Origin of the sequence: Xanthomonas sp. SHU 166 (assembly GCF_000364685.1) — a bacterium.
GTDB classification, from domain to species: Bacteria; Pseudomonadota; Gammaproteobacteria; order Xanthomonadales; family Xanthomonadaceae; genus Xanthomonas_A; species Xanthomonas_A sontii.
In genome coordinates this window covers 1-9,727 of sequence record NZ_AQOJ01000406.1, presented here as the reverse complement: position 1 = coordinate 9,727, position 9,727 = coordinate 1, and the positions used below count along the sequence as shown (strand labels likewise).

Genomic DNA, 9,727 nt, shown 5'->3' with positions numbered 1-9,727 from the left:
GCGGTCGCCTCGGCGCCGCTCCACGGGCCGACGCCGGCGCCGGCCGTGGCACCGGCGGCAAGCGCGGCTTCGCCCTGCAGCGCCATCGGGCCGTTGCCGGACTGACCGGACACCAGCGAGTAGGCCTTGGCCGCCTTGGCCGCGCCCAGCGAGGTATTGGCCGGCGTGGTCGCCGCCGGCTGGCCGCCACCGAGCTGCTTGGAGATCATCGCCGCCAGGCCCAGCCCCTTGCCGTCGGTCAGGCCCTTGGCGAGCTGCTGGTCGTACATGTCGCGGAAGGTCTGGTTCTCGCCGGGGAACAGCGAATTGCCGAAACTGGCCTCGCGCATGCTTTTGACCAGCATGTTGGCGAACTGCCCTTCGAGCTGGCGCGAGACCTTGTCGATCTTGGCCGGATCGTTCTGGGTAGAGGCGTGCAGGTCGAAGGGAGCGGCCGAGATACGCATGTCAGATCACCTCCAGCTCCGCGCTCAGGGCACCGGCCTGCTTGAGCGCTTCCAGAATCGCGATCAGGTCGCCAGGCGCGGCGCCGACCTCGTTGACCGCCCGCACGATCTGATCCAGCGAGGTGCCGCCCTCGAACTTGAACATGCGGCTGCCTTCGTTGGTGGCGGTGATGGTGGACTTGGGCGTGGCCACGGTCTGGCCGCCACTCAGCGCATTGGGCTGGCTGACCTGGGTGCCTTCGCTGATGGTCACCGTCAGCGAGCCGTGCGAGATCGCCGCCGGGCTGACCCGGACCTGCGAGCCGATCACCACCGTGCCGGTGCGGGCGTTGACCACCACCTTGGCCGGTGCCGCACCCGGCGACAGCTCGACGTTCTCGATCCGTGCCAGCAGGCCGATCCGCGCGCTCTGGTCGGTGGGCGAACGCACCGCCACGGTGGAGCCGTCCACCGCATGTGCGCTGCCGGGGCCGAAGGTGCTTTCCAGCGCCGAGACCATGCGCGAGACGGTGGTGAAATCGGGCTGGTGCAGGTTGAGGGTGATCTCGCCGGTGTTGCCGAACACGTCCGGCAGCGCACGTTCCACCGTCGCGCCGTTGGGGATCAGGCCGACGCTGGGCACGTTCACCGAGATCCGCGAACCGTCCTTGCCCTGCGCGCCGAAGCCGCCGACCACCAGGTTGCCCTGGGCCACCGCATAGACCTGGCCGTCGGCGCCCTTCAGCGGCGCCATCAGCAGGGTACCGCCGCGCAGCGAGATGGCGTTGCCGATCGAGGAGACGGTGATGTCGATGGTCTGGCCCGGCTTGGCGAACGCCGGCAGCTGCGCGCTGATCGCCACCGCGGCCACGTTCTTCAACTGCGGGTTGACGTTGGCCGGCACGTTGACGCCCAGCTCGCCGAGCATGTTCTTCAAGCTCTGCACGGTGAAGGGCGCCTGGCTGGTGCGGTCGCCGCTGCCGTCCAGGCCGACCACCAGGCCGTAGCCGACCAGCGCGTTGTTGCGCACGCCGCCGACCTGGGCCAGGTCCTTGATGCGTTCGGCCGCGGCCGGCGCGGCCAGGCCGGCGCACAGGGCGACGGCGGCGAGCAGGCGGCAGGGCAGGGACAGAAGAGTCATGGCGGGCCTCAGTACGGCGAGATGCGCGAGTTGAAGAAGCGGCTCAGCCAGCCCATCGCGTTGGACTGCGCGACCGCGCCGCGGCCGCCGTAGGCGATGCGCGCTTCGGCCACCTTGCTGGAGGGAATGGTGTTGTCCGGGGCGATGTCGGCGGCGCGGACCACGCCCTGCACCTGCACCAGTTCGTCGCCCTGGTTCAGCCGCAGGTTCTTCTGGCCCTGGATCACCAGGTTGCCGTTGGGCAGGCGCTGCATCACGGTCACGGTGATGCTGCCCTGCATGGTGTTGCTCTGCGCGGTGTTGCCCTTGCCGGCGAAGCTGCGGTCGCCGCTGGTGGAGTTGTTGAGGATGTTGGTGCCGTTGACGGTGAGCGGCGCGCCGAGCAGGGTCGGCGTGGCCATGGTCACCGCGTCCTTCTTGCTGATGCTGGTGTTGGCGGTGCTGCTGGCGTTGGTGCTTTCGACCAGGGTGATGGTCAGCAGGTCGCCGACGTCGCGGGCGCGGCGATCGGAGTACAGCTGCAGGCCGGGACCGGCGGCGTAGATCGCACCCGCGGTCGGCTGCGCCTGCGGCGCCATCACCGGCACGATCGGCGCCATCGGCGCGTACGGACGCACGTCGCCGGCGGCCACGCCCAGACCGGCGCAACCGCCGAGCAGGACCGGCAGCAGCAGCGCGGCGGAGAAGGAGAGAGAGGACAGGCGCGACATGGCGGATTCCGGAGGCGAGGGGATCAGACGTTGTTGTTCAGATAGCCGAGCATCGAGTCGGTGGTGGAGATGGCCTTGGCGTTCATCTCGTAGGCGCGCTGGGTCTCGATCATGCTCACCAGCTCTTCCACCACATTGACGTTGCTGCCTTCCAGCGCGCCCTGCGCGATCTTGCCGAGGCCGTTGAGGCCGGGCGTGCCGTTCGTCGCCGGCCCGGAGGCGGCGGTTTCCACGTACAGGTTCTGGCCCTGGGCCTGCAGGCCGGAGGGATTGATGAAGTCGGTCAGGGTCAGCGCGCCGACCTGCAGCGCCGCGGCGGTACCGGCGACCTGCACGCTCACCGTGCCGTCGGAGCCGATGGTCACCGACTGCGCGCCTTCCGGGATCTGGATGCCCGGCTGGATCGGGTAGCCACTGTTGGTGACCAGCTGGCCCTGCGCATCGATCTGGAAGCTGCCGTCGCGGGTGTAGGCCGAGGTGCCGTCCGGCATCTGCACTTCGAAGAAGCCGCGGCCGTTGACCATCACGTCCAGGGCGCGATCGGTCTGCTGCTGGCTGCCCTGCTCGAAATCCTTGGCGGTGGCGACCACGCGCACGCCGGTACCCACCTGCAGGCCCGAGGGCAGCTGCGTCTGCGAGGAGCTGGCGCCGCCGGGCTGCCGCAGCTGTTGGTACAGCAGATCCTCGAAGTTGGCGCGGTCGCGCTTGAAACCGGTGGTGTTGGTGTTGGCCAGGTTGTTGGAGACGACCGACATGCGCGTCTGCTGCGCATCCAGTCCGGTCTTGGCGACCCACAAAGCCTGATTCATGACCCGAGTTCCTCTGATGGTGGCCCCGGCACGACGCGCCGGGGGCGCAGGGAGTGATGCACGTGCCGTGCCAAACCGGCGCCGTTGGCGCCGCGGCGTGCCTTAGCCGTTCAGACGCAGCAGGGTGTTGGCCGACTGCGCGTTCTCGTCGCCGTTCTTGATGACCTTCACCTGCATTTCGAACTGGCGCTGCAACTGGATCATCTGCACCAGCGCGCCGGCGGCATCGACGTTGCTGCCCTCGAGTACCCCGGTTCGCAGCGAATTGCCGGTGGCCGGCGCAAAGGCCTTGGCCGGATCGTCGCTGACATTGCGCATCAGGCCGTCGGGCCGGCGCGTGAGCTGGTCCGCCGGCGCCTGCACCACCTTCAGCGTGGCGATGGTGCTCATCGCGGTGGGCGCTTCGCCCAGCGGCACGATCGACACCGTGCCGTCGTTGCCGATCTCCAGCGACTGGTGCGGCGGAATCGCCACCGGATTGCCCTGGTCGTCGAGCACCGCATGGCCGCTGGCGGTGACCAGCTGGCCATTCGGGGTCAGCGCCAATTCGCCGCCGCGCGTGTACGCCTCCTTGCCGTCGGCGGACTGCACCGCCAGCCAGCGATCGGCATCCAGCGACAGATCCAGCGGATTGCCGGTCTGGTGCTGCGCGCCGACGTCGCGGTTGAACCCCTGGTCGATGTGCAGCGCATCGATCCGCGACGGATAACCGGCGCCAGGAATCCGATAGGCCTCGGTATTGGCCAGCGCCGCCTTGAACCCGGAGGTCTCGACGTTGGCCAGGTTGTGCGACACGGTAGCCTGCGCCTGCAGCGACGCGCGGGCGCCGGTCATGGCGACGTAGAGGGCTTTGTCCATTGGAGGGAACCGGGAATGGTGAATCCGGAATGGCGGAAAGCGGGAGGTCGGTGGCGGGAACCGCGTTTACGATTCCCGTTTCCCCATTCCCGATTCCCGGCGGTCGTCAACGCATATTGATGATGGTCTGCGTGACCTGATCCTGGGTCGAGATCACCTGCGAGTTCGCCTGGAAGTTGCGCTGGGCCACGATCATGTTGACCAGCTGCTCGGTCAGGTCGACGGTCGAGGATTCCAGTGCGCCGGACTGCACGCTGCCGAAGTCCGAGGTCGCAGGCGAGCCGGTGCGGGCGATGCCCGAGGCCGAGCTTTCCGCCCAGGCGTTGTCGCCGAGCGAACTCAGGCCCTGCGGATTGACGAAGTTGGTCACCGCGATCTGGCCCAGCGCCTTGTCGGCGTTGTTGGAGTAGCGCGCGTAGACGATGCCCTTCTCGTCGATGCTGATCGAGTTGAGCTTGCCGCTGGCGTAGCCGTCCTGGGTCGCGCCGCGCAGGGCGAAGGCTTCGCCGTACTGGGTCGACCCGAACACGTTGAGGGTCAGCGACAGGGTGCCGGCGCCGGTGGCGGGGGTGAAGGAGCCCAGCGGAATCTTGCCGTCGGCCGGGCTGACCAGCGCGCCGCTGTTGGAGAACTGCAGCGTGCTGGCGCCGCCGGCGGCGACGCCGTCCACGTAGTTGTAGACGGTCCACTGGTTGGGCGTAGCGGTCTTGACGAAGTACGAGGTCTGCACGTGGGCCACGCCCAGCGAGTCGTAGACGGTGGTGCCGCCGCTGGAGTTGTTGTAGCTATTGGCGTCGTTCGGATCGAACGTGGCCACCGTCGGCGGCTGGGTATTGCCGGGCAGGGTGAAGGTCAGGTTGACCGTGCTGCTCTGCTTGGGCGGGCTGTCGGTGGTCAGCAACTGCAGGTCGGTCAGCGTACCGGCCGCAAAGCCGTTGCCGTTGCTCGCCGGCGGGAACACCTGCAGCCGCGCGCCCTGCGGATTGACCACATAGCCGTTGGCGTCGGTCTGGAAGTTGCCGGCGCGCGAGTACACGCGAGCGCCGTTGTTTGACAGGGTGAAGAAGCCAGAGCCGGAAATGGCCAGGTCCAGGCTGCGCCCGGTCGGATCGATGGTGCCCTGCGAGAACTGCTGGGCGACGTTGCTGACGCGCACGCCCGAACCCACCGCGTTGCGCGCCAAGCCGTAGCCGTTGAGCGTGAACTGGTCGGCGAACTCGGCGCGCGAGCCCTTGAAGCCGGTGGTGTTGGCGTTGGCGATGTTGTTGGCGGTGACGTTGAGGTCGGTATTGGCCGCCCTGAGGCCGGACAGCGATGTATTGAAACCCATGGTGGACTCCTGTGGATGTCGGCGTGGCGTTAGCTGACGCGGAGGACGTTGGTCAGCGGCGTGGTGCCGAGCCCGGTCAGATCGAGATAGATGCCGTCCGATCCGATGATGGCGCTCTCGACCGGCGCCTGGACGTAGGTAGACAGGGACAGTTGGTTGCCCTGGGCATCGGTCTGCCCAGCGATGATGCTGTAGCTGCCGGCCGGCATGCGCTTGCCGCTGGCGTCGGTGCCGTCCCAGGCGAAATCGAGCTGGCCGGCCTTGTCGGCGGTGAGGCTGATCTTCTTGATCGGCTGGCCGGTGGCGTCGCTGACGGTGACGTCGACCACGCCGGCGGCCTTGGCCGCGACCAGGCCGCCGGTGCTGCCCTCGGCGCCCAGCGGCAGCGTCGCCGACGGCACCAGCACCTTGTGTCCGATCAGATTGGCGCCGCGCAGCACCTGGTCGGTGCTCATCGACGAGGACAGGGCGGTGACGGTCTTGTTGAGGTCGCCGATGCCCTGCACCGTGGACAGCTGCGCCATCTGCGCGACCATCTGGCTGTTGTCCATCGGCTTGAGCGGATCCTGGTGCTGCAGCTGCTCGGTCATCAGCTTCAGGAAGTCCGCCTGCTGCAGCGCCTTGTTCTTGGTGGTGCTGGTGTTGGCCGAGGCGCTCAGGCCCAGGCTGGAATAGGTGTCGGTGGAGGTGGTGACGCTGCTCATGGAAGCGGTCCTGGGACGTGACGCGGCGGAAGGAGGGCGGATCAGCGGCCCATGGTCAGAGTGGCCAGCGCCAGTTCCTTGGCGGTGTTGAGCACCTCCACGCCGGCCTGGTAATTGCGCGAGGCGGAGATCAGGTTGACCATCTGCGAGACCGGGTCCACATCGGGCGAATAGATGTAGCCCTCGGCGTCGGCGAGCGGATGGCCGGGTTCGTAGCGCTTGATCGGCGGTGCGTTGGTCTGGGCGATTTCCTTGACGTTGACCGAGGTCAGGCTGCTGTCGTGCGGGTTGCGCACGGCCTGGAAGATCGGCTCGATCGGCTTGTAGGCCGCCTCCGCCGAACCGGCCACCGAATCGGCGTTGGACAGGTTGCTGGCGATGGTGCTCATGCGCACCGACTGCGCCTGCAGCGCGGAGCCGGCGACGTCGAAGATCGGCAGGTTGCTCATGCTTATTGGCCCGTGATCGCGGTGAGCATGCTGCGCACCTTGGATTCGAGGAAGCTCAGCGAGGCGCGGTACTCCAGCGCGGCGCGGCCGTAGGCGGCGCGTTCGGCGTCCGGATCGACGGTGTTGCCGTCCATGCTGGGCTGGCTGGCGGCCCGGGTGACCTGGAACGGATTCAGGCCATCGCCGCCGACCGCGATGTGGCGGCTGTCGTCGACCGCGAGCTGGGTGCCTTCGCGCTGTCCCTGCGCGGCACGCATCGCCGCGTCGAAATCCAGGTCCTGGGCCTTGTACCCGGGCGTGTCGACGTTGCTGAGGTTGCTGGCGATCAGCTTCATGCGCTGCTCGCGCAGTGGCAGGGCGTCGCCATGGACGCCGAAGTAGGCTGTGATCGGATTGGACATGGCACGATCCCGCGGTTCGTTGCCGAAACCACAGGCAAGGCGCGTGCCAAAGGCGGGCGTGGGGGCCCGTGAGATCAGGGGGTGCCTCGGGAGGCGGGGGACGCCCGCGCTCTATTAGAACGTCAGGCAGGCAACGCAGCGAGACGCGGCGCCCGGGTCAGGCGGCCGCTTGCGCTGCCGCGGCGACCACCCGCAGCCGGGTCAGCACGTACTCGGCCAACTCGTTGGGGCTGTACTTGGCAACGAAGGCATTGGCGCCCACGCGCTCGACCATCGCATTGTTGAACACGCCCGACAGCGAGGTGTGCAACAGCACATACAGGCCGGCCAGCCCGGGGTGACGGCGGATTTCCGTCGTCAGCGTGTAGCCGTCCATGGCCGGCATCTCGATGTCCGAGATCACCATGGCGTAGCGTTCGGCCGGATTCTCGCCGGCGGCGTGGATCTGCAAGAGATGGTCCAGGGCCTGGCGGCCGTCCGACAGCAGGGTCGCGCCGACCCCGAGCTGGTCCAGCACGCTGCGGATCTGCTGCCGCGCCACCCGCGAGTCGTCGACCACCAGCACCTGCAGCTGCGGGCCGGTGAGCGCCAGCGACGGGTCCAGGTTGGCCTCGACCCGGGTCTGGGCGATGTCGGCCAGCACGCTTTCCACGTCGATCACCTGGATCAGCTCGCCCTGGAAACGGGTCACCGCGGTCAGGTAGCTGGACTCGGCGCCCAGTTCCGGCGGCGGATGGATGTCCTCCACCGCGATGTTGACGATGCGTTCCACGCCGCTGACCAGGAAGCCCTGGACCGAGCGGTTGAATTCGGTCACCACCAGATAGCCTGGGGCGGTGTCCGCGTTCGGCTCGCGCTCCGGATGGCCGATGGCCAGGCCCAGGTCGAGCACCGGCACCGAGCGCCCGCGCACGTCGGCGACGCCGGAGAATTGCAGCGGCAGCCCCGGCACCTGGAACAGCTCCGGGCGGCGCAGCACTTCCTGCACCTTGAAGACGTTCACGCCAAAAAGCTGACGACCGCCCAGCCGGAACAGCAGCAGGGCAAGCCGGTTGTGGCCCGCCAAGCGGGTGCGCTGGTCGATTCGGTTGAGAAGGTCATGACTCATGGCGTTCATATCGGCGCCCTCGCGGCGGAACTTGAGGGCGGGTCCCGCATTGGACGTTCGGTTTGCGGCACGGCGTTTGCATGGTGCCGGCGACCTTTCCCAGAGAGACGGCCATGCGCCCGATCCTATTGCTGGTCCTGCTGGCGGCGACGCCGGCCTGGTCTGCGGACTTCCAGCCGGTGGAGTCGATCCGTGCCGCGGCGTTGTCGCTGGCCGGGGCCGACGCCGATGCCGAGGCGACCCTGGACCCCTCGGTGCGGGTGCCGCTGTGCCCGGTGCCGCTGCAGGCGCAGCCGACCGGCACCACGACCGTGGAGGTGAGTTGCCCGCGTGAGACCGGCTGGCGGCTGTTCGTCCCGGTGAAGGTGCGGCGCATGCAGCATGTGCTGGTGCTGGCGCGCGGCCTGTCCGCTGGAGAAACCATCGGCGCGGCCGATATCGTCCCCGAGAAGCGCGACGCGGCGCGCATCGTCGGCGCCGCGATGACCGAGCCGGAAGCGGCGATCGGCAAGGTGGTGCGGCGAACCCTGCCGGCCGGCACCCTGCTGTCCGCCACCGACCTGGTCGCGCCGCGGCTGGTCCGGCGCGGCGACAATGTGGCGCTGGTGGCACGCAGCGGCGGCCTGGAAGTGCGCATGTCCGGGCGTGCACTGGGCGATGCGGGCGAAAACGAGCGGGTGACCGTCGAAAACCTGTCGTCCAAGCGCATCGTTCAGGGAACTGTGTCACAAAATGGCGACGTTTTAGTGACGCGCTAAGAATCCGGCTAAAGTTCTCCGACGCTGTGCCGTTACCTACACCGAACCCGTAACAGGATGTCCGTCATGACCCAGAAAATTGAAGGGAGTTTGCCGAGCCCGGCCACCCTTCGCACGTCGTCCGTCTCGACCAAGGCCGCCTCCGGCGCGTCCGAGGAAGGCAAGGAGCGTGCGGTCGGTGCGGCCGCAGCCACCGATAGCCTGCGCCTGACCGGCGAAGCGTCCGGTCTGCAGACCCTGCAACGCCAACTATCGGCCGCGCCGGCGGTGGACAGCAGCCGCGTCGATGCGGTGCGCTCGGCGCTGCAGAATGGCAGCTACAAGATCAACCCCGACGCGATCGCCAGCCGCATGATCGACATGGATCGGCAACTCGGCGCATGAACATGTCCGTGACCAACCCCCTGCAGCAGCTCAGCGACGCGCTCGCCGGCGAGCGCCAGGCGTTGTTGGATCACAACGTGGAAGGCCTCATGCAGGCGACCAGCGCCAAGCTGGCGGCACTGCGCGCACTGGAGGCGGACGTACCCGCCGGCGCCGAGGCCGAACTGCGGCTGCGTGAGCTGGCCGACGCCAATCGCGCCAACGGCGCGCTGCTGTCGCGGCGCCGACGCGAGGTCAACTGGGCGCTGCGCCACCTCGGCCGCAGCGAGAGCGCGTCCTCCTACGACGCCAACGGCGAGTCCAGCACGCCGCTCTCCCAGCGTCCCCTGGCGGTCGCCTAAGCCGCGGCGCACTCCCACTGCGGGACGCGCATCCGCCGGCGGCAACGGCGTATATTGGGCATCCATCGATCGCCCGCCGCCTGTCGTGAATTTCGCCGAAATCAATCCCAACGCACCGCTCGTCCTGCCCGCACGCGAGAACCTGCTCGCCCTGAGCGAACTGCTGTACGAAGGCGTGGTGCTGTTCCGCGCCGACGGCCAGTTGCTGCTCGCCAACAGCGCCGCGCGCCGCCATCTCTCCTCCAGCGCCGACACCGGCGCATTGGCCTCGCATCTGGCGCAGTGGCTGCCGGGCGACGCGCTGTCGCA

General features: G+C 68.3%; 13 protein-coding genes and 1 pseudogene. 4 read left to right on the top strand and 10 right to left on the bottom strand.

The genetic code is table 11. From position 1 onward, the window contains the following. The 10 genes from D180_RS11305 to D180_RS11260 all read right to left on the bottom strand — a co-directional run. Positions 1-446: rod-binding protein (locus D180_RS11305; protein WP_017912878.1), on the bottom strand; the 446-nt coding region annotated here is incomplete at its 3' end. A 1-nt stretch (position 447) separates the two neighbouring features. Further along, positions 448-1,566: a flagellar basal body P-ring protein FlgI gene (locus tag D180_RS11300; protein WP_017912877.1), complete on the bottom strand. Its 1,119-nt coding sequence runs from the start codon at positions 1,564-1,566 to the stop codon at positions 448-450. 8 nt (positions 1,567-1,574) lie between these two features. Beyond that, positions 1,575-2,276, bottom strand: a complete 702-nt coding sequence (gene flgH / locus D180_RS11295) for a flagellar basal body L-ring protein FlgH (protein WP_017908575.1) — start codon at positions 2,274-2,276, stop codon at positions 1,575-1,577. Positions 2,277-2,299: 23 nt separating this feature from the next. Further along, positions 2,300-3,085, bottom strand: a complete 786-nt coding sequence (gene flgG / locus D180_RS11290; RefSeq protein WP_017908574.1) for a flagellar basal-body rod protein FlgG — start codon at positions 3,083-3,085, stop codon at positions 2,300-2,302. Positions 3,086-3,187: 102 nt separating this feature from the next. Beyond that, positions 3,188-3,943, bottom strand: coding sequence for a flagellar basal body rod protein FlgF (locus tag D180_RS11285; RefSeq protein ID WP_017908573.1), 756 nt, complete (start codon positions 3,941-3,943; stop codon positions 3,188-3,190). A 106-nt stretch (positions 3,944-4,049) separates the two neighbouring features. Next, positions 4,050-5,273 carry a flagellar hook protein FlgE gene (gene flgE, locus D180_RS11280; RefSeq protein ID WP_017908572.1) on the bottom strand — a complete coding sequence of 408 codons (1,224 nt, stop codon included), beginning with the start codon at positions 5,271-5,273 and terminating at the stop codon, positions 4,050-4,052. Between the two features lie 29 nt (positions 5,274-5,302). Further along, on the bottom strand, positions 5,303-5,977 hold the full coding sequence (locus tag D180_RS11275) for a flagellar hook capping FlgD N-terminal domain-containing protein (protein ID WP_017912876.1): 675 nt from the start codon (positions 5,975-5,977) through the stop codon (positions 5,303-5,305). A gap of 41 nt (positions 5,978-6,018) precedes the next feature. Further along, positions 6,019-6,426 (bottom strand): flagellar basal body rod protein FlgC, encoded by a 408-nt coding sequence (gene flgC / locus D180_RS11270; RefSeq protein WP_017908570.1) that lies wholly within the window; start codon positions 6,424-6,426, stop codon positions 6,019-6,021. A 2-nt stretch (positions 6,427-6,428) separates the two neighbouring features. Next, the gene (gene flgB, locus D180_RS11265) at positions 6,429-6,827 is read right to left on the bottom strand and encodes a flagellar basal body rod protein FlgB (RefSeq protein ID WP_017912875.1); all 399 of its coding nucleotides are present in this window, start codon (positions 6,825-6,827) and stop codon (positions 6,429-6,431) included. A gap of 157 nt (positions 6,828-6,984) precedes the next feature. Continuing rightward, a complete protein-coding gene (locus D180_RS11260) occupies positions 6,985-7,935 on the bottom strand; it encodes a chemotaxis protein (protein WP_026143352.1) in 951 nt (316 codons plus the stop codon). Between the two features lie 113 nt (positions 7,936-8,048). Between D180_RS11260 and flgA the strand changes: the two genes are divergently transcribed. The 4 genes and pseudogenes from flgA to D180_RS11240 form a co-directional block, all read left to right on the top strand. Continuing rightward, the gene (gene flgA / locus D180_RS11255) at positions 8,049-8,693 is read left to right on the top strand and encodes a flagellar basal body P-ring formation chaperone FlgA (protein WP_017912873.1); all 645 of its coding nucleotides are present in this window, start codon (positions 8,049-8,051) and stop codon (positions 8,691-8,693) included. Between the two features lie 66 nt (positions 8,694-8,759). Then, complete coding sequence (flgM, locus tag D180_RS11250; RefSeq protein ID WP_026143351.1) at positions 8,760-9,077, top strand: flagellar biosynthesis anti-sigma factor FlgM; 318 nt, start codon at positions 8,760-8,762, stop codon at positions 9,075-9,077. A 2-nt stretch (positions 9,078-9,079) separates the two neighbouring features. Beyond that, positions 9,080-9,418 carry a flagella protein gene (locus D180_RS11245; protein ID WP_026143350.1) on the top strand — a complete coding sequence of 113 codons (339 nt, stop codon included), beginning with the start codon at positions 9,080-9,082 and terminating at the stop codon, positions 9,416-9,418. A gap of 85 nt (positions 9,419-9,503) precedes the next feature. Further along, a pseudogene (locus D180_RS11240) lies at positions 9,504-9,727 on the top strand (sensor histidine kinase); the annotation flags it as partial.

Coding starts and splice junctions, on each gene's coding strand:
- D180_RS11300 (WP_017912877.1), bottom strand. CDS start 1,566: ATGACTCTTCTGTCCCTGCCCTGCCGCCTGCTCGCCGCCGTCGCCCTG.
- flgH (WP_017908575.1), bottom strand. CDS start 2,276: ATGTCGCGCCTGTCCTCTCTCTCCTTCTCCGCCGCGCTGCTGCTGCCG.
- flgG (WP_017908574.1), bottom strand. CDS start 3,085: ATGAATCAGGCTTTGTGGGTCGCCAAGACCGGACTGGATGCGCAGCAG.
- D180_RS11285 (WP_017908573.1), bottom strand. CDS start 3,943: ATGGACAAAGCCCTCTACGTCGCCATGACCGGCGCCCGCGCGTCGCTG.
- flgE (WP_017908572.1), bottom strand. CDS start 5,273: ATGGGTTTCAATACATCGCTGTCCGGCCTCAGGGCGGCCAATACCGAC.
- D180_RS11275 (WP_017912876.1), bottom strand. CDS start 5,977: ATGAGCAGCGTCACCACCTCCACCGACACCTATTCCAGCCTGGGCCTG.
- flgC (WP_017908570.1), bottom strand. CDS start 6,426: ATGAGCAACCTGCCGATCTTCGACGTCGCCGGCTCCGCGCTGCAGGCG.
- flgB (WP_017912875.1), bottom strand. CDS start 6,827: ATGTCCAATCCGATCACAGCCTACTTCGGCGTCCATGGCGACGCCCTG.
- D180_RS11260 (WP_026143352.1), bottom strand. CDS start 7,935: ATGAGTCATGACCTTCTCAACCGAATCGACCAGCGCACCCGCTTGGCG.
- flgA (WP_017912873.1), top strand. CDS start 8,049: ATGCGCCCGATCCTATTGCTGGTCCTGCTGGCGGCGACGCCGGCCTGG.
- flgM (WP_026143351.1), top strand. CDS start 8,760: ATGACCCAGAAAATTGAAGGGAGTTTGCCGAGCCCGGCCACCCTTCGC.
- D180_RS11245 (WP_026143350.1), top strand. CDS start 9,080: ATGTCCGTGACCAACCCCCTGCAGCAGCTCAGCGACGCGCTCGCCGGC.